The 22,280-nt window shown below is 54.3% G+C and carries 19 protein-coding genes and 1 tRNA gene; 8 read left to right on the top strand and 12 right to left on the bottom strand.

Features of this window, described 5'->3' with window-relative positions:
• Positions 1-46 precede the first annotated feature (46 nt).
• Positions 47-3,451 carry a bifunctional proline dehydrogenase/L-glutamate gamma-semialdehyde dehydrogenase PutA gene (putA, locus tag FEE96_RS19100; protein ID WP_138164730.1) on the bottom strand — a complete coding sequence of 1,135 codons (3,405 nt, stop codon included), beginning with the start codon at positions 3,449-3,451 and terminating at the stop codon, positions 47-49.
• Between the two features lie 115 nt (positions 3,452-3,566).
• On the opposite strand from putA, the gene FEE96_RS19095 reads away from it, so the two are divergent.
• The 5 genes from FEE96_RS19095 to FEE96_RS19075 all read left to right on the top strand — a co-directional run bounded on the left by FEE96_RS19095 (position 3,567) and on the right by FEE96_RS19075 (position 8,273).
• The gene (locus FEE96_RS19095) at positions 3,567-4,043 is read left to right on the top strand and encodes an Lrp/AsnC family transcriptional regulator (RefSeq protein WP_138164904.1); all 477 of its coding nucleotides are present in this window, start codon (positions 3,567-3,569) and stop codon (positions 4,041-4,043) included.
• Positions 4,044-4,119: 76 nt separating this feature from the next.
• The gene (locus FEE96_RS19090) at positions 4,120-4,722 is read left to right on the top strand and encodes a tetratricopeptide repeat protein (RefSeq protein WP_246079519.1); all 603 of its coding nucleotides are present in this window, start codon (positions 4,120-4,122) and stop codon (positions 4,720-4,722) included.
• Between the two features lie 92 nt (positions 4,723-4,814).
• Positions 4,815-4,901 (top strand) — tRNA-Leu (locus tag FEE96_RS19085).
• Positions 4,902-5,367: 466 nt separating this feature from the next.
• Positions 5,368-7,956, top strand: coding sequence for a CHASE3 domain-containing protein (locus tag FEE96_RS19080; RefSeq protein ID WP_138164729.1), 2,589 nt, complete (start codon positions 5,368-5,370; stop codon positions 7,954-7,956).
• A gap of 134 nt (positions 7,957-8,090) precedes the next feature.
• A complete protein-coding gene (locus tag FEE96_RS19075; RefSeq protein ID WP_138164728.1) occupies positions 8,091-8,273 on the top strand; it encodes a hypothetical protein in 183 nt (60 codons plus the stop codon).
• On the opposite strand, the gene FEE96_RS19070 is transcribed toward FEE96_RS19075, so the two are convergent.
• Positions 8,270-9,070 carry an alpha/beta fold hydrolase gene (locus FEE96_RS19070; RefSeq protein ID WP_246079518.1) on the bottom strand — a complete coding sequence of 267 codons (801 nt, stop codon included), beginning with the start codon at positions 9,068-9,070 and terminating at the stop codon, positions 8,270-8,272. The genes FEE96_RS19075 and FEE96_RS19070 overlap by 4 nt on opposite strands.
• Positions 9,071-9,128: 58 nt before the next feature.
• Here FEE96_RS19070 and FEE96_RS19065 point away from each other — a divergent pair, with 58 nt between their 5' ends.
• The gene (locus FEE96_RS19065; protein ID WP_138164727.1) at positions 9,129-9,494 is read left to right on the top strand and encodes a hypothetical protein; all 366 of its coding nucleotides are present in this window, start codon (positions 9,129-9,131) and stop codon (positions 9,492-9,494) included.
• Between the two features lie 63 nt (positions 9,495-9,557).
• A complete protein-coding gene (locus tag FEE96_RS19060) occupies positions 9,558-10,151 on the top strand; it encodes a TetR/AcrR family transcriptional regulator (protein WP_138164726.1) in 594 nt (197 codons plus the stop codon).
• A 38-nt stretch (positions 10,152-10,189) separates the two neighbouring features.
• Here the strand turns inward: FEE96_RS19060 and FEE96_RS19055 are convergent, their stop codons facing one another.
• From FEE96_RS19055 to glyA, 3 genes are all read right to left on the bottom strand, one after another.
• A complete protein-coding gene (locus FEE96_RS19055; protein WP_342770981.1) occupies positions 10,190-10,954 on the bottom strand; it encodes a DUF817 domain-containing protein in 765 nt (254 codons plus the stop codon).
• An 89-nt stretch (positions 10,955-11,043) separates the two neighbouring features.
• A complete protein-coding gene (locus FEE96_RS19050) occupies positions 11,044-11,577 on the bottom strand; it encodes an RNA 2'-phosphotransferase (protein ID WP_138164724.1) in 534 nt (177 codons plus the stop codon).
• A gap of 100 nt (positions 11,578-11,677) precedes the next feature.
• A complete protein-coding gene (gene glyA / locus FEE96_RS19045; protein ID WP_138164723.1) occupies positions 11,678-12,973 on the bottom strand; it encodes a serine hydroxymethyltransferase in 1,296 nt (431 codons plus the stop codon).
• 166 nt (positions 12,974-13,139) lie between these two features.
• Between glyA and FEE96_RS19040 the strand changes: the two genes are divergently transcribed.
• Positions 13,140-13,907, top strand: coding sequence for an NAD kinase (locus FEE96_RS19040; RefSeq protein ID WP_138164722.1), 768 nt, complete (start codon positions 13,140-13,142; stop codon positions 13,905-13,907).
• 207 nt (positions 13,908-14,114) lie between these two features.
• Here the strand turns inward: FEE96_RS19040 and FEE96_RS19035 are convergent, their stop codons facing one another.
• The 7 genes from FEE96_RS19035 to FEE96_RS19005 form a co-directional block, all read right to left on the bottom strand.
• Complete coding sequence (locus tag FEE96_RS19035; RefSeq protein ID WP_138164721.1) at positions 14,115-15,560, bottom strand: amidase family protein; 1,446 nt, start codon at positions 15,558-15,560, stop codon at positions 14,115-14,117.
• A gap of 200 nt (positions 15,561-15,760) precedes the next feature.
• On the bottom strand, positions 15,761-17,653 hold the full coding sequence (gene prpE / locus FEE96_RS19030) for a propionate-CoA ligase PrpE (protein ID WP_138164720.1): 1,893 nt from the start codon (positions 17,651-17,653) through the stop codon (positions 15,761-15,763).
• 307 nt (positions 17,654-17,960) lie between these two features.
• Entirely contained in the window at positions 17,961-18,578 is a 618-nt protein-coding gene (locus FEE96_RS19025) for a hypothetical protein (protein WP_138164719.1), read from the bottom strand.
• Complete coding sequence (locus FEE96_RS19020; protein ID WP_138164718.1) at positions 18,575-18,988, bottom strand: hypothetical protein; 414 nt, start codon at positions 18,986-18,988, stop codon at positions 18,575-18,577. Before FEE96_RS19020 ends, FEE96_RS19025 begins: the two co-directional genes overlap by 4 nt.
• Positions 18,988-20,058 (bottom strand): hypothetical protein, encoded by a 1,071-nt coding sequence (locus FEE96_RS19015; RefSeq protein ID WP_138164717.1) that lies wholly within the window; start codon positions 20,056-20,058, stop codon positions 18,988-18,990. The genes FEE96_RS19020 and FEE96_RS19015 overlap by 1 nt, the downstream gene beginning before the upstream one ends.
• Positions 20,059-20,348: 290 nt before the next feature.
• Entirely contained in the window at positions 20,349-20,843 is a 495-nt protein-coding gene (locus FEE96_RS19010) for a hypothetical protein (RefSeq protein ID WP_138164716.1), read from the bottom strand.
• Positions 20,840-22,153: a phage head spike fiber domain-containing protein gene (locus FEE96_RS19005; protein ID WP_425467342.1), complete on the bottom strand. Its 1,314-nt coding sequence runs from the start codon at positions 22,151-22,153 to the stop codon at positions 20,840-20,842. Before FEE96_RS19005 ends, FEE96_RS19010 begins: the two co-directional genes overlap by 4 nt.
• Between the last annotated feature and the right edge of the window lie 127 nt (positions 22,154-22,280).

The raw sequence follows: 22,280 nt of genomic DNA, 5'->3' as shown, positions 1-22,280 counted from the left end.
ATCTGACGCTGGGCCGAAAATAGCCCAGCGTCAAGGGGTTATGGTGCTAGCTTGCGCCACCCAACAGGGCTGCGTTTCCGCCAGCGGCGGTTGTGTCAACGCAGATATGGCGCTCGCCCAACACTCGGGCGCGATCAGGAATGCCAGAAATGAGCGGCAGGATCGGACCGGAGCGTTTTGCCAATGCTTGTTCGATGGCGCGGCCGGTTTCCTCATCTCCCCACCATAATACACCAGAAATACCCTCAATTTGGATCAGCCGTTGCGGGTCGATCTGGCCACTGGTCTGAATAACCGTTCCACCAAGCCCCGTGACTTCACTGGTCTGGGCCAAGACCGCATCAGGGCCGGGGCCCAGGCAGAGCAAAGGAGGTCGGGCTGAAAGTGTGAGACGGTTGCTCTCGCCAGTCGGGCCGGGCAGGCTGCTGCTGCTGGGGTTGGCCGGAGTGCCGGTTGGGTTGGGCAGGTCACTTTGGCTGGACTGCCATTGGGCGCCACTGTGTTGGTGGTCGGGGGCGCAGAACCGCGCAAGATAGTTGGGGCCGCCAGCCTTGGGGCCTGTTCCCGAGAGACCCTCGCCACCAAAAGGCTGACTACCAACCACAGCACCGATTTGGTTGCGGTTGACGTAGATGTTGCCTGCCTCGATGCGGTCGGTGATGTGTTGCACCCGGTCGTCGATACGGCTGTGCAGACCAAAAGTTAGACCATAGCCGGTGGCATTGATGTCATCGATGACCTGGTCCAGATCACTGGCTTTGAACCGAACCACATGCAGGACCGGGCCAAAGATCTCTTTCTTGAGCGTAGAAATGCCTGGAATTTCGATCAGCGCAGAGCCGACAAAGGTGCCCTCTTGAGGGGGCAGGGTTTGTTTCAGTAAACGGCCTTCGGCGCGGGCGGTTTCAATATGGGCCTGAATACCGTCTCGGGCAGTCTGGTCGATCACCGGGCCGCTGTCTGTGCTCAATTGCCAGGGGTTTCCAAGCTGCAGGGCCTCCATTGCGCCGGTCAGCATGGTCAACACACCATCAGCGACATCTTCCTGCAGGTACAGGCAACGTAGGGCGGAGCACCGCTGGCCTGCCGACTGAAAGGCGCTTTCAACGATGGATTGAACGGCCTGTTCTGGCAAGGCAGTGCTGTCAACAATCATTGCGTTCAGCCCGCCGGTTTCTGCGATCAGCGGCGTGCCGGGGCGCAGATTGTCTGCCATGGAGGCGCGGATTTTTAGCGCGGTGGCGGTTGAGCCGGTAAAGGCGACGCCATTGATTCGTGGATCCGAGGTCAGGGCTGCCCCAACTGAGCCGCCGCCGGGCAGCAATTGCAGGGCGGTGCGGGGTACGCCGGCCTCATGCAGCAAAGACACGGCGCGATAGGCTATCAGGGGTGTTTGCTCTGCTGGTTTAGCCAGAACAGCATTGCCTGTCGCCAACGCGGCTGCGATCTGACCAGAAAAGATCGCGAGTGGGAAGTTCCAGGGGGCAATGCAGGTGAACACACCGGCTGCCTCTGCTTGGGGAATACGAGACGCGTAGTAGCGCAGGAAATCCACGGCTTCGCGCAGTTCGGATACACAATCGAGTTGTGTTTTGCCTGCTTCGCGGGTCAGCAGGGCGAACAGTTCGCCGTAGTTTTCTTCGTACAGATCCGCGGCCCGGTTCAGCACTTCGGCGCGGGTGTTAGCCGGAGCATCCCAGGTGGAGGCTTTGGCAAGAGCAAGGTCGATGTCGTCTGTGCTGGCTTCACTCACTTGGCCAATCACCGATAGATCTGCCGGGTTGATGACATCTACGGTTGCGCCTGATGCGGCATCTTCGGCCAGCAGGGGCGCGGCGCTCCAGTTGTGGGTCAGCCAGGGCGTGCGGGCCTCATCGATCTGTCGCACCGTTGGGGCATGGGTCAGATCAAAACCAGCGGAGTTGACGCGGTCGGGGGCAAACAGTTCTGGGCCGGTGGCAATGGTACGGGTGACATCTGCGATCATATCAAATGGATCTGCAGCAACCACTTCAGGCGGGACATCTTCGTCCACAATCTGGTTTACAAAGGAGGAGTTGGCACCATTCTCCAGCAGGCGGCGCACCAGATAGGCCAGCAAGTCGTGGTGCGCACCAACCGGCGCATAGATTCTGCATTTAGTGTGGTTCTGTTCAAGTACCATTTGGTGCAGCGTTTCGCCCATACCATGTAAGCGCTGGAACTCATAAGGTTGGTCGGGTTGCGCCATTTGTAAGATGGCGTTGACTGTGTGGGCGTTGTGGGTGGCAAACTGGGGATAGATGCGATCGGTCATGCCCAGCAGTTTGCGGGCATTGGCGATGTAAGACACATCGGTCAGCGGCTTGGAGGTGAACACCGGGAAGCCATCGATGCCCAATTCCTGAGCCCGCTTGATTTCGGTGTCCCAATAGGCGCCTTTGACCAGACGCACCATGATGCGGCGGTCGTGACGGGTTGCCATGTCATACAGTGCATCAATGGCCAACCCAGCGCGGGGACCATAGGCCTGCACCACTACGCCAAACCCATCCCATCCGGCCAATGCTGGATCAGCCATCACGGCTTCGATAACTTCGAGCGACAGGGACAGGCGGTCGGCTTCTTCGGCATCGACGTTCAGCCCCATGCCGGCGGCCTTGGCCAACAATGCCAGAGCGCTGAGACGCGGAACTAGCTGCTGCATTACGCTGACCTCTTGCGCCAGTTCATACCGGGGGTGCAGGGCAGAAAGCTTGACCGAAATGCCGGGGTTTTCCCGGATATCGGTATTGGTGCAGCCATCGGCAATTGCAGAAATGGCGCGCGAGTAGCTGAGATGATAGCGGGCGGCGTCTGCCTCGGTACGGGCAGCTTCGCCCAGCATGTCGTAGGAATAGGTGTAGCCCTTGGCCTCCATACCGGAGGCGCGTTTCATCGCGGACTGGATGCTTTCGCCCAGCACAAACTGACGGCCCATTTCTTTCATGGCACGGCTGACGGCAGTGCGGATGACCGGTTCACCCATACGTTTGATAGCGCCGCGTAATGCACCAACGGGACTGCGTTCATCGTCTAGCACCTTACCGGTCAGCATCAGCGCCCAGGTTGAGGCATTGACGAGAGAAGAGGAGGATTTGCCCAGATGCTTACCCCAGTTTGACGGAGCAATCTTATCTTCGATCAGCGCATCGATGGTTTCTGCGTCCGGCACTCGCAATAGGGCCTCGGCCAGACACATCAGGGCCACGCCTTCGTCGGTGGACAATCCATATTCAGCTAAGAAAACTTCCATCAATCCTGGTGCCGAATGGCCGCGGATGTCACGGACCAGCGCTGCGGCATTGGCGCAAATGCGGGCGCGGTCCTCGTCGCTCAGCGCTGCTGTAGCGACCAGTTGATCACGAAGATCGTCCTGATTTGCGTAGGTCATTGCATCAATGGTGTGGCGCAGGGCGGTCGGGTGTGACATCGGGGAAACTCCGAATAGGATAAGTGTTATATAACCAATACTGGGAATTCTTCGGGACATTCGCCTGAATATCTGTGAATATAGGGTGATCGTGTCGAAAATCGAGGCCTTGGCGATGCAAATGGATTTTTCACAACTTGATCGCTTTGATCAGGCGATTCTGAATGTTCTGGGCGGCGAGGGGCGGATTTCCATTGCTGATTTGGCGCGTCGTATCGGACTGTCAAAATCGCCGACGCAAACACGGCTGAAGCGGCTGGAGTCTGAGGGGATCATCACTGGCTATCGCGCGTTGGTGGATCCGGTCCGGTTAGGTCTTGATCATGTTGCCTTTGTTGAGGTGCGTCTGAACGATACCCGAGAAAATGCGCTGACTACCTTTAACGCTGCGGTGGCGCGGGTGCCGGAGATTGAACAGGCTCATATGATTGCGTCGAATTTTGATTATCTTCTCAAGATCCGCACCCGGTCTATGACCGAGTATCGGATGGTTTTGGCGGAAAAAATATCAACCCTGCCGAATGTTGCGTCGACTTCGACATATGTGGCGATGCAGGCGGTGAAAGATGACGGGGCGTTGGCACCAGAATAGGGGGGCTAAACCGGTGGCAACGTGACCGCGCGGTAAGTTGACTTGAATGTTACCCATTTGAGCACAGCATTAAACCATGTTTGGTTTTTCCTTTCTGGCTTTTGGCCCCCGTCTAATATCGATTTGTGCTGCCTTCTTTCTGCCAGCTCAACTGGTGAGCGCGCAGGACTGTCCGCAGGCCCCGGACCACTCTGCTTCATTTGAGCTGCTGTTCCAGCAGATCCAAGCCGCCGAGACCGAATGGGCGGCCCGATTGATATCCAACCAGATGTGGGAACTCTGGGCTCAAGCGCCAAATGAGCAGGCGCAGGCGGTGCTTGACCGTGGCATGTCGCGTAGGTCTGGGTATGACTTAACGGGCGCGTTGGAGGATTTTGACAGGTTGACGGCGTATTGCCCACTTTATGCCGAAGGGTATAATCAACGTGCCTTTGTGCATTTTCTGCGTCAGGATTTTGCTGCCGCGCTGGTAGACCTAAACCTAACACTAGAATTGTCTCCACAACATGTGGCCGCGATGAGTGGACGTGCCTTGTCGCTGCTGGGCCTGTCACGCACTGATGAGGCCCGCGCTGCGCTGCAAGCGGCATTGGCGCTAAATCCATGGCTGCCAGAACGTGGCCTTGCAGCCCCGGGTGGACCTTTGGCACCAAATGTTAACAAGGATATCGATTTATAGCGAAATTTCCCGCGGAAAAGGCAACAAAATGGATTGTCCCTGCCATCAGGCCCCGGTAGACCTAAGCAAGTGATTTGCGAGCCAAATCAAGTGCGGGCGTGGTGGAATTGGTAGACACAAGGGACTTAAAATCCCTCGCTTTCAGTAGCTTACGGGTTCGAGTCCCGTCGCCCGTACCAAGAAAATACCCCTTATTGCTTTTTTGAATGAAATCAATGACTTGCGGTGCTTCTTGTTGTTCCTTTGAAATTGACTTGTTGAAATGCTTGTACATGGCTCCACCAGAGCCGGTGATTAGGGCGTTTTCAAGCGCATTGTGGCCAGGTGCCCTGTTGGATCAAGGGCAGTTCCCTGAGAAATCGCGATAAAGCCAACGTTAAAATGTTGAGTTCGAACTGACGCATGGTGTGAAAACGTGATGACGCTTTTGGAGAAAAGGCAAAAACTCCGATAAATAAATTGCGGATTCTGGGCATATAAATTGAGCGATTTCACTCTGGAATCCATTTATCCATCTGAAATACATCAATAAATTGACAATCAAGCTCGGCGGTGCCGAGAGCCGGGCCTTTGCCGATCTAAACGGAAAAGTTAATGTTCGGAGTGCATTGTCTTTTCATCTGAGTAGAAAAGGGACTTGCATCAATGCCGGATGGAAAACGCCCAGTGGGGCTGTTCAAACGTCTCTCGCTCTCGAACTTAAATGCCAAGACCAAAGTTGTGTTGGTGGCTGCTGCACCTTTGATCCTTACTATCGCGATAGGCATTATCGCCAGCGTGAACCTTTTCCGCATGTCCGAGACAGCAAAGTGGGTACAGGACACTCAGATTGTTATAGCTGAAGCCGAAACGCTTGTCGCTGCTGCGGTGGACATGGAAACCGGTATGCGCGGTTACCTGTTAGGGGGCAACGACTCCTTTTTAAAACCGTACCGAAGCGGTTCAGTCGCATTCTATGAAAATTTCTCCCTACTAAAAGAGCACCTTAGGAATGATCCGGATCAGTTGAAATACTTGCTTGAGGCTGAGCAGGTTTTGAAACAGTGGCAAATAGAGGTTGCGGAGCCGCAAATTCTGCTGCGGCGTGAAATTGATACCGCTGCAACAATGAACACGATGGCGCAGCTGGTCAGACGGGGCGAAGGAAAAGCCTACTTTGATACCTTCCGGCTCCAGATCAAAGCGTTTGTTGACGCTGAAGAGGCGCTTCTTCAGGAACGCCTGGCGGCGATATCCCAACCCCAGGCAGAGACCAGATCTAACGCTCCTTTGACCGACACAATTGCACAGCTTCAAGATCAGTCACATCATGTGATCGAGTTGGCACGCGGCACCCTAGCTGCGGCAGTTGACATGGAGACCGGGATGCGCGGCTATCTGCTTGCCGGTGATGTTCAATTTCTTGAGCCGTATCAAACCGGAAGGGACGTTTTTGACCAGTTTGTCAACGAGCTGGCTGTGGCTGTTAGCAACAACCGTACTCATGTTATTCGCGTAAAGGAAATTCAGAGGCTCAATGCCAGGTGGCGCACTGAAATCGTTGAGCCGGCCATGGAGCTACGTCAACAAATAGGTACCGCAAAGACCATGGATGACATGGCTGATCTTGTGGGCGAGGCCCGTGGGCAAATGTTGTTTGATCAATTCCGAGAAATCATGTCAGCCTTTACGACTGAAGAAGCGAGGCTGCTGGACCTACGCAGCTCTCAGAATGAGCGGGCGTTCCAAAAAACCAAGGTCGTCCTGTTGGTTTCAGTGATTGCAGCCGTTGCGCTGGGTGCCGCTTTGGCCGGGATCATCGGCTCTCACATCGGGAAATCAATCAAGTCCGTTACCTGTTCTATGGGGCGCCTTGCAAAGGGCGATGTCGAGCACCCGATCACAGGACATGAGCGCCGCGATGAAGTTGGGGCGATGATACGGGCCCTATGCGTTTTCCGCGAGTCGTTGATCCGTGAAAAGGCACTTGAAGCGGCAGTTGTGGAACGCTCGATCGCAGCCGAAGCCGGCAATCTGGCCAAGTCTGAGTTTCTAGCAATTATGAGCCATGAAATTCGCACCCCTATGAATGGCGTCCTGGGGATGAGTTCGTTGTTGTTGGAAACTGATCTGGATGAGGAACAAGAATTGTTTGTTCAAACCATTGCCGATTCCGGTCAGTCCTTGTTGGTGATCATCAACGACATTTTGGATTTTTCTAAACTGGAAGCTGGAAAAGTTGAGCTGGATGAAGGTGTATTTGATCTTCAGCAGCTGGTGCAGAGTATTCTAAACCTGTTGTCGCAGCGCGGGGCGATCAAAAACGTCGACTTGGTGATGGACTATGATCCAGACCTGCCAAAACTTTTGATTGGGGATGAAGGGCGTATCCGACAAATCATCACAAATCTTGTTGGAAACGCAGAGAAATTCACTTCAAGTGGGAGTGTGACAGTTCAGGTTTCCGGGACGTCGACACAAGGGGACGCTGCATTGGAGATCGCGGTGCACGACACCGGGATTGGAATACCGGATGACAAGCTCAGGCATATCTTTGACAGGTTCGCCCAGGTGAACGGGAGCAAGAACCGAAACTTTGGTGGTACCGGGCTGGGCCTGGCTATTGCGTCTGATCTGTCCCGTTTGATGGGGGGCGAAATTTCAGTGCAGTCCCAAGTCAACAAGGGGTCATCGTTCACATTTAAATGCAGTCTGAAAACCGCGGAAAATGTGGAACTACTGTCTCAGGATGCAGATCATGAGGCAGGTACTCTGATCGACCAGAATTTGGCTGAGGTTGATGTTGAGATTAAGTCTGTGCCGAAGAAAATATTGGTAGCAGATGACAACCGGACCAACAGGTTAGTGCTTCAGAAAATGCTGAAATTACTCGATACCGAAATCCTGTTTGCTCAGGACGGTTGTGATGCAGTGCACCAGTTTGTGACCCATCATCCCGAGCTCGTTTTGATGGATATATCGATGCCCAAATTGACCGGCATAGAGGCAACAAATGAGATCCGCGCTTATGAAGAGGAAAATGGATTGCGAACGTGCCCAATTATTGCACTGACCGCAAATGCCATGGCTGGGGACAAGGAAAAATATTTAGAATGCGGCATGGATGACTACCTGAGCAAGCCCATCCGAAAAGCCAGCCTGCTGGAGGTGTTATCACGTTGGTCTTTTGACGACGATGGTTGGCAGCAGGTTGCGTTGGAGCGAAATGAACCACGGCAAATAAATGCATATTAAGAACTCAGACATCGAATTTTGTAGCTGCAAAGTTAGAACATCACACATCTGTAAAGGTGATCGAGATCAAGGCGTCGCGCCTACGAAGAGCTAGGCTGCGGGCAAATGAGTTGCTCACAATACAGGAGAGCCCCATGTTGCGCCTTGCCTCTATTCTTTATTCGCTGATCGCCACCAGTTTGGCCGGGGTCGGCGTGATTACCGTTTTGGTGGCCGGTTTGATTTCGGTTCCGGCGATTTTTGGTGCCGCAGCAATTGGGGCCCTGATCGCTGTGCCGGTGTCGTGGCTGGTTGCACGGCAGATTATTCAGACTTAAGCGTTTAGAAAGGCCCGCGCGGTGGCTTCGAATTCGCGCGGCTTTTCGGCATGTAGCCAATGACCTGCGCCGGGGATCTTGGCAAACCGCGCTTGTGGAAAACGGGCGCGGATCTCGCCTCGGTGTTCGGGCCTCACATAGTCAGAGGTGGCACCGGATAAAAACAACACTGTCCCATCCCAGCTAGCATCAGTTTGTGGAAACGACATCACATTGGGCATTTGATCGGCCAATGTATCCAGGTTTAGACGCCATCGACGGTTTGGAATGTCTAGGGACTGGGTGAAAAAGCTCCGCAAAGCTGGATCTACACCAGCCTCGGCCAGTTGTGCCTCGGCCTGTGATCGCCGTTCTAGCGTGGCAAGGTCAATACTGTGCATGGCTTCGATGAACTGGATCTGGCTGTGCGTGTAGGCCACGGGTGCGATATCAGCGACCAGCAGGCGGTTTACACAACGGGCATGGTTGAGTGCCAACATCATTGACGCCTTGCCGCCCATCGAGTGGCCAATAACATCCATGGTTCCACCATGTGCGGCAATGACTTCAGCCAAATCCTCGGCCAGCTCTGGGTAACTGTGGGTTTGCGTCCAATCACTGTGGCCATGGTTGCGCATGTCTACCGCGACGACCTGACGTTCGTCCGAGAGGCGTTTGGCGATAACACCCCAATTGCGCGCTGAACCATATAGACCATGGGCAATCAGCAGGGGTGGTTTGTCTGTGGCAGTGCCATGAGTGATCGTGTTCAACATGCCACCGTGATAACGCCGTGCGGACAAAGCTGCCAGCCCCATTGAGCACCTCTGGTTCAGCAGGTAATGTGGCGCGAAAGCCAGACAGGAGAGAGCAACAATGGCCCAGAGCATTGCAGAACAGATTGCCGAGGTGCAGGAATTGCTCAAATCTCGCGAACATGCTTCTGGGGATCTGGTTGCGGCGCTGAAAAAGGCGCGTCGACGTCTGCCACGGCGGATCTTCAATCAAGGAATGGTATTGGCTCAGGCGATCCCGCTGATGGATCATCCCAAGCTGCGGCTGACATTGGATGAACCCGCCCTGCGTAAAGCGGCGCGAGAGGTGACAACCCATCTGAAATCGATCGATTTGGCCGACCGTCGCAAAGGCCGCGTGCTGGATGTTCTGAGCAGCATGGCGTTTTCGCTGTTGGTTGTCTTTGCACTGCTCATTGTGGTGTTGCGGTGGCGTGGCTTGATCTGATTGCAACACGGCCGAGGTTAGTGCTATTTCATTTCTGAACGCAGTTCAGGAAATAGAGGTACTATGGCAAGCAAAGCTGAGCAACGTAGGGCAGATCTGCGCGAAAAATTAGTGATAGCAGCCGAAAGCCGAATAGACCGTGACGGGGCGGTGGCCTTGCGAGCGCGTGATCTGGCTGGCGACGTTGGCTGTGCGGTAGGGGCGATATATACAGCCTATGATGATCTGAATGCGCTGATTATGGCCGTGAATGGTCGAACGTTTCAGAACCTGGGGCAGCAGGTTGCCGCATCAGTTCAAGGGGCGGAAAACGAAGTTGCAACGCAACGGCTGATTTTGATGAGCAACGCCTATCTTGCCTTTGCTGCGGAAAACACCAACCTGTGGCGGGCTCTGTTCGATCTGAAAATGCAAGCAGGCGACCGCGTGCCGGAATGGTACGTTCAGGCGCTGCGAGACCTGTTTGCCAATATTGCCCGTCCGGTGGCCGAGCTGTTTCCAAATGATGGGCCTGAGGAGCTGGACCTGATGGTGCGGGCCTTGTTTTCGTCTGTGCATGGAATTGTACTGCTTGGATTGGAACAGCGGATCTCGGCTGTTCCACTGGACAAAATCAAGCAGATGATCGCGCAGATCTTGTCCCAAATTGGTGGTTAAAACATGTTCCTTCAGGCCTTACTGAACCGTCGCAGGCTTTAGGTTGCCTTATAGCACAAAGGCTTACGGGACAGCGTATCCCGTATCACTACAGTGACAGTGACAAAACTAACAAAGAGCAGAAGGTACCAGGACCCCATCTTTGCCAAGCTGACCATTTGGTGACTGTCCTGACCGCTATAGATCCAGGTTTTGGTGCTGGTCCCAATATTTTCTGCAAGCCAGAGAAAAAAGCTGGAGAAAAAGGCGGCCAGCGGCAGGGGCATCCAATAGTGGGTTTCTGCGATGCGAAACCAGATCCGGGTGCGGGCAAATAGCAAAAGGGTCGCTGCAAATAGGGCCAGCCGGATGTCGGGAAGGAAATGGTGGGCAAAGAAGTTCCCATAGATTGCGGCGGCTAACACAACTGTTGTCCAGAACGGCGGGTAGGGGGCAAACCGCATGTCAAACAATCGGATTACCCGCGCCATATAGGACCCGACGGATGCATACATGAATCCGGAAAACAGCGGCACACCCCAGAGTTTCATCACGCCGCCGCCCGGATACCCCCAACTGCCCGCATAGACCTTGAAGATCTCCATCGCGGTGCCGGTGATGTGGAACAGTAAGATGACACGGGCTTCACGCCAGCTTTCCATGCCGGTGGCCAGAAACAGCGCCTGTAGGGAAATGGCATAAATTAGCAATGCGTCATAGCGGGCGAGCGGCCAGTCGGGCTGCCAGATTTGGCTGCTCAGAATCATGCCTCCCAATAGAAGAGTCCCAAACAGTGCTGCCCAGCCTTGTTTCAGGGTAAACATGACAAGCTCGCTCAACAGATATGACAACTTGGAGCGGGTCCAGTCGCCTAGCTGGCGCTCGAGTTGGCGGGTGCGGTTTGGTGAATCGCTCATGGGCGCAAAAAAAGTGGGGGGACTTGATCGCAAAGCCAGACACCGTTTTCGGACAAAAGAAAAACATGGCCACTTGCGTGCATCCGACCTGCCTCGACAACAAGGACGACAGGTTTGCCGTGCCGCATACCAACCTGTCGCGCTGTCTGGGCATCTGACGACAGGTGCACGTGGTGACGGTTCTGACGGGTCAATCCCTCGGTGCGGATTGTTTCGATTTTGCAAGCCGCAGTGCCATGAAACAAAATTTCAGGAGGGCGGCATGCGGGCAGCCCCAGATCAATTGGAATTGAATGCCCCTGATTAGCACGGATTTTTTTGCCGTCGGCAGAAATTGCAAACCGTTGCTTGGAATTAGAGACGACAATCTCTTCAATTTGGTGCCGGGTTATCGGATGCTCTGACTTATCAATGATCTCATCAATGGTGACCCAGCCCTGGGGATCCATTGTCAGTTGCAGGGTTTCTGGCTTGTGACGCAAAAGGTAGCTCAGAAATTTGCTGCGCGCTCGTAATTCTTTTTTCTCCATAACCGCATCTAATCATTGGGTGGCGACGCGGTCCAGTAGAGTTGAGAAAACCGCCGCAGCCACAGGCCACGACGGCTTCAAAGTGTTGAATTCCCAGAGTTTACAGGTTTGGATACAGCGGGAATTTGGCGCAGAGATCAGCGACTTTGGTGCGAACGTCGGCCTCGACCTCGGCATTGCCTTCTTCGCCATTGGCAGCCAGACCGTCGACAACTTCGACGATCAGATCCGCGATCTGACGGAATTCAACTTCGCCAAAGCCACGGGTGGTCCCAGCAGGGGTGCCCAGACGCAGGCCCGATGTGACCATAGGCTTTTCCGGGTCAAACGGGATGCCGTTTTTGTTGGTGGTGATATGGGCGCGACCCAGTGCCTTGTCGGCGATATTGCCGGTGACCGCTTTGGGGCGCAGATCCACCAGCATCACATGGGTGTCGGTGCCACCGGTGACAATGTCCAGCCCGCCTTTGATCAGCTGATCCGCCAGTGCAACCGCGTTTGCACGCACCTGTTTTTGGTAATCTTTGAACTCGGGGCGCAGAGCCTCACCAAAGGCCACAGCCTTGGCTGCAATCACATGCATCAATGGGCCGCCCTGGATACCAGGGAAGATGGCTGAGTTCAGTTTCTTGGCAATGTCTGCATCGTTGGTCAGGATCATGCCGCCACGTGGTCCACGCAGAGTTTTGTGAGTGGTGGTGGTGGCTACATGTGCATGTGGAAACGGTGAGGGGTGCTCTCCTGCGGCAACCAGACCGGCGATATGCGCCATATCGACCAGCAGATAGGCGCCAACCATATCCGCGATTTCGCGGAAGCGAGCGAAGTCGATCTGGCGTGGAATGGCCGAGCCACCCGCGATGATCATTTTAGGCTGGTGTTCTTTAGCCTGAGCTTCGACCTGATCATAATCGATCAGGTTGTCGTCGCGCTTTACACCATAAGACACAGCGTTGAACCATTTGCCTGACTGGTTGGGCCGTGCACCGTGGGTCAGGTGCCCACCTGATGCCAGATCCATGCCCAGAATGGTGTCGCCGGGTTTGATCAGGGCCTGAAACACACCCTGGTTGGCTTGGCTGCCCGAGTTTGGTTGCACATTGGCAAAGTCACAGCCAAACAGCTGTTTGGCGCGGTCGATGGCCAGGTTTTCAGCAACATCAACGTGCTGGCAGCCGCCGTAGTAACGGCGTCCGGGGTAGCCTTCGGCGTATTTGTTGGTCAGCACAGTGCCCTGTGCCTCCATCACGGCAGCAGAAACGATATTTTCGCTGGCGATCAGTTCGATTTCGTCGCGCTGACGTGTCAGCTCGTTGGTGATCGAGCCATACAGCTCGGGATCACGTTCTGACAGGGACTGGGTGAAAAAGCCGGGGTCACGGGGGGAGTTGCTCATGGTGGCTCCGTAAAGTTGGACTGGGATTGGCGATTTCCTATAGGAAACTTCCCTGTGCGAAAAGCCTGTAAAGCGACGAATCCCTGCGACAGAGCGGCAAGACTGGCCATCTGGGGAAAGGTGTGGTTGTTTCGGAACCAATTGGGCAACACCGGAAACTGATTTCATGAGTATGAGAATCGCCTTTTTGGCAAGTCAAACGTCCTCGGCACAAAGTGCATTCGACGTTTTGACGGAACGGTATGGCAATGTTGAGCCCAATACAGCCGATGTGATCGTGGCCTTGGGCGGTGATGGTTTTATGCTCCACACGCTACATGCCACCATAGATGTTCCTGCGCCGGTCTACGGTATGAACCGTGGTACAATTGGCTTTTTGATGAATACCTATAACGAAAGCGAACTGATCAAGCGGTTGCAAGCTGCTGAGCAGGAAATCATCAACCCATTGACCATGCGTGCGATGGACCGAAATGGAAAATTGCATCAGGCCTTGGCAATCAACGAGGTTTCGCTTTTGCGAGCGGGCCCACAGGCTGCCAAGTTGATGATTTCGATTGATGGACGGCAGCGTCTGGCGGAATTGGTCTGTGATGGTGCATTGGTTGCAACCCCAGCGGGGTCTACGGCTTATAATTATTCCGCGCATGGTCCCATTGTGCCAATTGGATCGGATGTGCTTGCCCTGACTCCCATCGCCGCGTTTCGTCCACGTCGTTGGCGAGGCGCGTTATTGCCAAGTGGGGCCAATGTGCGGTTCGACGTTCTTGAGGCCGACAAACGGCCGGTAAACGCAGATGCGGATTCTATCTCCAAGTCGATTGCTGACATTGATTGGGTTGAAATCAGTACAGAATCCGAGGTCCGTCACAAAATCTTGTTTGATCCAGGGCATGGGTTGGAAGAACGGCTGATTTCGGAACAGTTCTCCTGATCTTTTTGCACACGAAAACGTGAGGTCGGATCACAAGACGTAGCATCAAATTACACTACCTCTGGTTGGCTGGAAACAGTGGTGGTCTCCCCATGCGGAGCCATAGTGTTGTAAATGAGTATGCATGGTGTGCAAGCGTCGGGCGCGGGGCCTCAACCCCACGCCCGCGTTTGATTTTGTATGCGCCTTTGTTTGAAGCGGCGGGTATCAGCGGCTACCACCTTGCTCCATTTTCTGCCAAAGCAGGTCACACATGCGCCCAACACGCTTTTCGATGGCAGCACAGGCATCCACAGCCAGATCCTCGCGCCACCGGCGGGCAACAATTTGCACGTTGATCGGTTGTGGCCCCTGAGGCAAATCCGCCAACCGAGAAGGCACGCAACCCGCTGGCAGGCCCATATAGTTGATGGCGTAGGAATAGACTGCGCAACCCAACACCTCATGCACACCTTCAGCGCCTTCTGTATCGCGATCTGGTTTGAAAAACGGCTGTGGCAGAAAGGGCGTCAGTACTAACGGATATTGTTCCAGAAATAGTGACCACTCACGGGCATAATAGGTGCGTTTGGCCATCATTTGCAGCAGTTCGGTTTCCAAAAATGGCGGGAATTCCTGGAAATAAACCGCAAAGATATCACGCACGGTTTGTGAACCCGCAGCATCAACATCTTTCTTCATTAGCGACCAGACCTCCCCCATCAGGGCGCGATAGCCCGTGCGACCTGCGTCAAAGACATTTGGCGGTTCGACTTCTTCGACGATGTATCCGGCGTCAAGCAGGGCGTCGCGTGCGGTGTCCAGTGCCGCTTCGACCTCGGGGTGCAGATCATAGCCAAAGGTGTTCTTGGTAAAGGCGACTTTGATTGGTCCTTCGATTGGGGCACCATGCCAGGGCATTGGGACATGGAAGGGATCGCGTGGATCCGGAGCAATCAGAGTTGGCATCGACAGGTGCAGGTCGGCGGCGTTGCGGGTCAGCAGACCCTGTACCGACATTGACTGAGCCAGTATTCCACGTTCGGCAGACTGACTGGGGTTGTAGGCGGGGACACGGCCCAATCCGGGCTTAACCGTCACCGCGCCGTTGGCTGCAGCCGGAAAGCGCAAAGATCCACCAATGTCATTGCCATGCGCCAACGCACCGATGCCGGCCATCACAGCGGCGCCGGCCCCACCAGACGAACCACCGGGCGAGATGTGTTTGCCCCAGGGGTTATGAGTGCGGCCAAACAGTGGATTGTCAGTGTCCGCCCGGAAGGAAAACTCGGGCGTATTGGTGCGCCCAATCACAACGGCGCCTGCGTTCTGCAAGTTTGCCACCAGTGGTGCATCTGCCGGGGCAATCAGATCCTTTAGCGCTGTGACCCCGTTGGAGGAGGCATGACCCGCCTGATCCACGTTAATCTTGATGGTGACTGGCACGCCGTGTAACGGGCCGGGCGTGGTGCCATCTGCGCGGGCCTTGTCCAGTGCGCGTGCGCGTTCCAAAGCTTCCGCACTCAGATCTTCGACCACGGCATTAAGGGCTGAGTTTGCAATGTTCATACGGGTGATCGAGGCAGTAATGCTGTCCTCGGCACTTAGGTCACCGGCACGGGTGCGGTTGGCAATCTCGCTGGCGCTAAAGCGCCAAATATCGTTGTTTGTCATGTCACTAATCTCCTGTGGGCAGGTTAGACAGCGACAGAGGAGTTGCAAGGGAAACCCAAGGTCACAAAGGTGAGCAGGCAGCTAATATGCCCCTCTTGCATGTGTCGGTTGCAGCGGCCCAAGAGGGTGAGGGCGTCGTCTGACAACTCCCTCACCGACCCCACCTGTGCGGCGGGGACTTATGTTTAGTTTAGGCGCGGTTACTCACCGGCATAGCCGATTGTTTGCAGCGCAGTCTTGATCTCGTCCAGAACGCTAGGGTCCTCAATGGTGGCCGGCATTTTGAATGTGGTTCCATCGGCGATGTTCACCATGGTGCCACGCAGGATTTTTCCCGACCGGGTTTTTGGCAGTCGGTCCACAACCACGGCCAGTTTGAATGCGGCAACCGGGCCAATTTTTTCACGCACCAGTTTGACCACCTCTGAAACAACATCGGCGTGATCGCGGATCGCAGTGGCATTCAGGCAGAGGAACCCAACTGGCATTTGCCCCTTCAACTGGTCGGTGACGCCAATTACGGCGCATTCGGCAACATCCGGATGGTCGGCCAACACTTCTTCCATGCCGCCAGTTGACAACCGGTGACCTGCTACATTGATGACGTCGTCCGTGCGCGCCATGATGTAGAGGTAGCCGTCTTCGTCTTTCATGCCAGCATCACCGGTTTCATAGTAGCCGGGAAAAGCGTCCAGATAGCTTGACTGGAACCGTTCCGGGGCGTTCCACAGACTGGGCAGGGTGCCCGGTGGCAGTGGCAGCTTGATGGCGATGGCGCCCAATTCTCCCGCTGCAACTGGATGGCCTGCGTCGTCGAGAATATCCACTTGGTATCCGGGCATCGCGACCGCAGGTGAGCCAAGCTTGGTAGGCAGTTCTTCGATACCTAGCGGGTTGGCGGCAATAGACCAGCCGGTCTCGGTTTGCCACCAATGGTCGATTACCGGCACACCAAGGTGTTCCTGTGCCCAGAGAATGGTGGCGGGATCCGCGCGTTCCCCTGCCAGATAGACCTGACCCAAATTAGTAAGGTCGTATTTTTTGATGAATTCGCCAGTGGGATCTTCACGCTTGACCGCGCGGAACGCTGTGGGGGCGGTGAAAAAGCTTTTGACTTTATGTTCAGAAATCACCCGCCAAAAAGTACCGGCATCAGGGGTGCCTATCGGCTTGCCTTCGAACACAATCGTAGTGTTCCCTGCGATTAGCGGTGCATAGCAAATGTAGCTGTGACCCACGACCCAGCCAACATCCGATGCGGCCCAGAACACATCGCCAGAGTCGACGTTATAGATGTTCTTCATGGTCCAGTTCAGCGCAACCAGTTGACCAGCTGTGTGGCGGATCACGCCCTTGGGCTGACCGGTAGTTCCTGAAGTGTAGAGGATATAGGCTGGGTGGTTGCCTTCGACCGGCAAACAATCTGCGGGCTCAACCCCGTATTGAAACCCGTGCCAGTTGACATCTCGGCCTTCGATCAATTGGGCGACATCTTGTTCTCGCTGGAAGATCACGCAGAAATCCGGCTTGTGTTCGGCCAGATCTATGGCACCATCGAGAAGCGGTTTGTAGTGCACCACACGATTGGGTTCTAATCCGCAGGAGGCAGCGATAATGGCTTTGGGTTTGGCATCGTCAATGCGCACCGCCAGTTCATTCGCAGCAAAGCCACCAAATACCACCGAATGCACAGCACCGATCCGGGCACAGGCCAGCATCGCCTCCAGTGCTTCGGGGATCATTGGCATGTAGATGATGACCCGGTCACCTTTTTCGACGCCTTTTGCGCGCAGTGCCCCCGCCAGGCTGGCAACGCGGTTGCGCAACTCAACGTATGAAATCTCGCGTTTGGTATGGGTGATTGGGCTGTCGTAGATGATCGCCGTCTGTTCACCGCGACCTGCTTCCACGTGACGGTCGACGGCGTTGTAGCAGGTGTTGACGCGGGCGTCAGAAAACCATTCGTACGAGGGCGCAGCATCGTCGAACAGGGCCTTACTGGGCCGTTGATCCCAGCTGATCGCCTCGGCGGCCTGCATCCAGAACCCTTCGGGATCATTTTTCCAGGCTTGATAGACCTCTTGGTACGACATGCTGTGTTCCTCCCATTCCTCGTATCCGAGTTAGGCGGAAGCGGGCCTCTCGGGCAAGGGATCTGCGGCAGGACGCGGCAGATTATCGCAATTTATTTGCAGATTGAGTGTGGATGGTGTTGCAAAGTTTTGCAAAGCTCATCGTTCTGCGTGATGCGGCGAAACTTTTTTCAGAAATTGCAAATTTGCTAAGTCGTGCATGCAAAGAATTTCGAATCTTTTGTTTTCTAAGGAAATCAGTTTATATGTTGTAGCGGGACAGAGATTCTTGCAAACTGGGACAGAGAAAGTTGCAGCAACTCGTTTGTTATTTCTTTGGTGCAAAATAGAGTGGAATCAATCGGTGCCGTATATGAAAAGGGAGACCGCTGTTTTCACATTGATGCCTGGATCTAAACCAAAGACGCGTGTCGGTTTTGTCCTCGTAGATCTCAATACCATGTTGAACAGCCTTCAAACGTTCTTTCCAAGTGTTCAGAACATCGAGCCCAACTCGGTTGCGGCAGTAAATAATGATTTCGCCGTGGTCTTGTCCGTAACCGCCAGTCGCATACCGAGTAGATAGCTGCTGGAAACCGTCCTCCAGCCATTGATAGCCTCCGTGGACCTTGGCCTCGCCTATCCAAAGGAAGTGATCCTTCCCTTCCACGTGAACATCACAGTGACCGCCAGTTTGAGTGTCATGAGTTGCCTGGATGGCGAGGACTCGCAACTGCTCTACTATCTGAACGGATAGCTCATCTTCGCCCTGCTCTTGGTTAAGGTGACGATTCCTTACCAAACTATTGTACGAAAACTCGACAATACGTTCCAATGCATCAACTCGTGTGGGGTGATCTTTAGCAAGGTGATAGGCAGATACAGCGCCATCACACATGATTCCAGAAAGTGCATCGATTTGGGAGAGTGACGTTTCGGCTGTCATTTTGGTGCCCACTCCAAGCCTTTTGGAAGAGACAGCGCAAAATAAGGCATCACTTTATCTTTGGCATCTATAACTATTTCACCTGTTCCAGGATGAACCAAGAACCCGGACTTGAGCACTTCGTTAAAATCCACGTCCTCCAATGGATATTCGTCACCGTCATCGTCAATTAGTTGGCCATGCGCTTCGAGTAACGCGTATCTGGATGAAGTGAGGAAATGCACCGCCGATACTAAGGGGGTGTCGATCTCAGGGTAGTTCAGCAATTTCTGCAACGAAGTGTAGGTCAACATTTGACCATGTGCATCATCGAGATGAACGAGTTGATCGATGAGCTGAACGCATAAACTCGCGACCTGAGTAGTACCCAGCGCAGCATTTAGTTCAAGTTTCAGCTCATCAACTTTCACTAGGTGCCTACCTCTTCCTTTAAGCTTTCCAAATGATGGTGCATTCTCGAAATCACATATTCAAAATCTGCACGGCCTACACAATTACGGATAATTGCTCCAGAAATGCCTACCTTACCGGGCTCTCCAATCGTCGAACGCCCTCTGGCCGTTCCGACCAGACCCAATTCGGGTGTAAGCCTTATATCATCGGTGGCCACAGTCCACCTAACAAAAAGTCTAAAAGGCTCAATGGGTGTGCCCAGGCCCTTTTTGCCAGCAAGATGGTAGGGTTCGGTCCTCAGGTCCAAACCTGCTCTTCTCATCTTTTCATTTTTTACTGAAGCTGAAGTTGTCGAAAAGCCGAGCTCGACAACAAGCCCGTCTCTACTGTCTTCATAAATCGCCTCGAGCAACGGGAACAAATCAATAGGTCGGTTCAACTCAATGATTTCAGAGTCGTTCAACGTTCTTCTGATCTGTGATTGCACTGCGTGGGCGAAGTCCGTCGACATCCCGGCGGGCATGTCAGTGCGGATCTCGATAGCATTGCGATCATGGGGAACCCAAGCAATGCTGAACAACTGAACAGTTCGATACTTCAGGCCGATGATTTCATCATACTGATCTTCGAAAACGGAGGGATCGTCCACGAGATCGCCGAGTTCTATTTTTTCGCGAGTCGTGAGACGGATCACGTGGGTATATACGGCACCAATTCCGTCGTCGTTGCGAACTACTGACACGAGTTGAGGAGGGGCACCAATTTCATCGATTTCATTTGCAGGAAGAGTTAATGGGTATGCTCTGGTGAAAAGGTTTTCGGGAACCTCCAAACCAGAGATCCAATTTTGGACCAACCTATGCTCTTCAGGTTCAATCTCATAGATCTTGGTGAATTTCTCACCGCAAAGATTGTGTTCTTCAATTTTGTCGAGAAGCGGGCCAATATGTTTTTGCTGTGGAGCGTCAGCGTACTTTTTTATCGTGCGTTGCCATCCTTGGCTTGGCTCAAGTCCCAGGGACCTTAAGAGCACCCGCGCAACAGGCCATGGCATACGGTCCCGCATGCTGTTAAAAATTTTCTCCATACCATCCCTTAAATATATCAATTGAAATATGTGTTCTCAGACACGTTATAAGGGTGCGAATGATTCGTCACGATGCAGATTGTCGCTATCAATAAGCGTGAAACATCTTTCCCAATCTTCCGTTGTTAAACCGCAGTCGTTTTTTTTAGGGGTGTTAGCTCAGAAAGGCCGGACCCTCGCGAGGGGTGGGAGCGGCCATAAAGTGAAAGCTGGTCGGCGGGGTTTTGTGTGAAAATATGGCCCCGTGTTAAGGAGTGTTACAGCACCCCTTAGCCTCCCCGTAGGGAGGGTTACGCTACGGCTCCCTGCGGTGTCTGGACCTTCGACATGTCAATCAATGAAACGCCCGACATAGCCAAGCCGGGCACCTTGCCGTTGACGGTGGTTTCAGCACCGGCCCCCATCCATTCCAGCAACAGCAGTTCCCAAAGGAACCAACCGTGTCCGTCCACCTTGCGGACCAGATCACCAACCAAGACCAGATTGACGCTGTAGGACGTATCCATGACAGGTTCAGCGATGACCTCGCCTTGGGCGTCTCGGACCGCAGGCACCAGTTCAACAGCTACCGGAAAGAAGTTTGCATGGGGTACTTCTTCGACCCAGTCGCGCAAGACACCGTCTTGGGTTTCCTGCTTGGTGACCATTAGATTTTTGGCCAGTGCCGCTGCCTCAACATGGGCAGGCGTGGGGGCGTTCAGCGCAAAGCTCACTTGCCTGACCGTGCCGTTTTCGTCCTCGACAACATCAGCGAAAACCTCGGTTCCTCGGATGTGATAGGTCATGCCACCAACTCCTGCACCAGATCAATTCCAGACGCACCCAGGCGCAGCTCAAGACTGGAAATTGTCATGGGGCTTTCTGGGGAAAATGTCAGCGCGGCGCCGCCCAAATAAGGAAAGCCGGAAACTGCTTTTGTGGTCGAGAAACCGCCCCTTTCTGCAACCGCCGTTTCAGTGGTCGAAAAGGAGGTCGCCACACCAAATGGAACCCCCATGTCAGGTGCCCAGGTCGAGGTGTCGCCGGTATAGGTGAGAACACCGTCTGCACCCTGAACTGCAATCAGATCCCCGGTGCCATTCACGGTATCAACCTTCGCGCCAATCCGGTTTGCGGCATCGTTTCGAAGCTCCCAAAGATTGAGCGTCGAATAGGTGTTCAGCTTCGCATAGGTCATCCGGCCTTCAATATGCACAGTCAGATCTTCGATCACTTGCTGCCCATCCTGCCGGGCGGGCATGTTGACCTCTTTGATGCTGGCTCTAAATGTCGAGGTTTCCCCGCCAGTGAACTGCCGTCCAGAGACATTAGGGGCAACGCCGGTGGCTGTCCAAAGCGTGGCGCGGCCGGTTTCGCCAGGGCTGAGTGTGCCTTGATTGTAATCGGTGCCGCCCTCGGAAATATATGTGGCCATTGCAGGCCCCGACAGGTGATCAAAGACCACCAGATACACCTTACCGATCTCAGCGGCGAAATCGCAATTCGCGCGGGCGGTCGCGGTTGTGTTGGCCACATCCACACCGCCTAGCTCAGCATTATAGATCATTGAGCCGCCGGGGCTTGATCCGTCATCCCATCCCGGCAAGCCAGGCGCAGGTGGCGTGGTCAACTCAGGCTCTTGATTATGCTCCACCAGAAGACGGGCCAGCGTCACAGCCGAAAGGGTCAAAACATCCTTTGCGCGCGAGGTTGCAACACCGTCGGAAAGGATGGGCGAGGTTGGCACGTTGCCCTCCTCAAACTGCACAAAATAAACTGTGATGTCATCGCCAGTCACGGCACTGTCAGGGCCAATACCAACGGACATCAAGCCGGTAAAGTTCGGGGTGAATGTACAATAGATAAGGTGCCCGCCGGGAACCGCCAGTTGACGGAGTAAGACCGCATTCCCCGCCGTCTGGTTCGTGACGGCCAATGCGCCCAACGGCCCCAGAATGTGAGTTTCTTCGGCTAGATCTCCATTGCGCATCGTCAGGCGGCAGCGCCCACTTGTTCCCTCTTTGACAAAGGCTGTAACGCTGTACGTGTCGCCGGATACAACGGAGACGTCATCTGCTGGCTGCCCCCGGTGCCAGGTCGCCCCGTTAGAGGTCACCAAGTGTAGAAATGCCGTTACTCGCGGGACATTTCCTTTAACCTCCCAGATTTGGGAAGAAGGAGATGTTCATGAACAAGGATCAACGCGAGATTCAACGTAAGCTGCGGATACTGCGATACGCAGA

Source organism: Parasedimentitalea maritima (assembly GCF_005771405.1).
In the GTDB taxonomy this organism is placed as follows: domain Bacteria; phylum Pseudomonadota; class Alphaproteobacteria; order Rhodobacterales; family Rhodobacteraceae; genus Parasedimentitalea; species Parasedimentitalea maritima.
Note: the sequence above shows the minus strand (reverse complement) of the source record. Positions and strands in the feature narration are given on the sequence as shown.

Bases quoted from the DNA above. Each gene is read 5' to 3' on its own strand.
- FEE96_RS19090 (WP_246079519.1), top strand. From the start codon at position 4,120: ATGTTTGGTTTTTCCTTTCTGGCTTTTGGCCCCCGTCTAATATCGATT.
- FEE96_RS19065 (WP_138164727.1), top strand. From the start codon at position 9,129: ATGGCCCAGAGCATTGCAGAACAGATTGCCGAGGTGCAGGAATTGCTC.
- FEE96_RS19010 (WP_138164716.1), bottom strand. From the start codon at position 20,843: ATGACCTATCACATCCGAGGAACCGAGGTTTTCGCTGATGTTGTCGAG.
- FEE96_RS19075 (WP_138164728.1), top strand. From the start codon at position 8,091: ATGTTGCGCCTTGCCTCTATTCTTTATTCGCTGATCGCCACCAGTTTG.
- FEE96_RS19070 (WP_246079518.1), bottom strand. From the start codon at position 9,070: ATGGGGCTGGCAGCTTTGTCCGCACGGCGTTATCACGGTGGCATGTTG.
- FEE96_RS19095 (WP_138164904.1), top strand. From the start codon at position 3,567: ATGCAAATGGATTTTTCACAACTTGATCGCTTTGATCAGGCGATTCTG.
- FEE96_RS19055 (WP_342770981.1), bottom strand. From the start codon at position 10,954: ATGTTTACCCTGAAACAAGGCTGGGCAGCACTGTTTGGGACTCTTCTA.
- glyA (WP_138164723.1), bottom strand. From the start codon at position 12,973: ATGAGCAACTCCCCCCGTGACCCCGGCTTTTTCACCCAGTCCCTGTCA.
- FEE96_RS19035 (WP_138164721.1), bottom strand. From the start codon at position 15,560: ATGACAAACAACGATATTTGGCGCTTTAGCGCCAGCGAGATTGCCAAC.
- FEE96_RS19015 (WP_138164717.1), bottom strand. From the start codon at position 20,058: ATGGAGAAAATTTTTAACAGCATGCGGGACCGTATGCCATGGCCTGTT.
- FEE96_RS19040 (WP_138164722.1), top strand. From the start codon at position 13,140: ATGAGTATGAGAATCGCCTTTTTGGCAAGTCAAACGTCCTCGGCACAA.
- prpE (WP_138164720.1), bottom strand. From the start codon at position 17,653: ATGTCGTACCAAGAGGTCTATCAAGCCTGGAAAAATGATCCCGAAGGG.
- FEE96_RS19080 (WP_138164729.1), top strand. From the start codon at position 5,368: ATGCCGGATGGAAAACGCCCAGTGGGGCTGTTCAAACGTCTCTCGCTC.
- putA (WP_138164730.1), bottom strand. From the start codon at position 3,451: ATGTCACACCCGACCGCCCTGCGCCACACCATTGATGCAATGACCTAC.
- FEE96_RS19025 (WP_138164719.1), bottom strand. From the start codon at position 18,578: ATGACAGCCGAAACGTCACTCTCCCAAATCGATGCACTTTCTGGAATC.
- FEE96_RS19050 (WP_138164724.1), bottom strand. From the start codon at position 11,577: ATGGAGAAAAAAGAATTACGAGCGCGCAGCAAATTTCTGAGCTACCTT.
- FEE96_RS19060 (WP_138164726.1), top strand. From the start codon at position 9,558: ATGGCAAGCAAAGCTGAGCAACGTAGGGCAGATCTGCGCGAAAAATTA.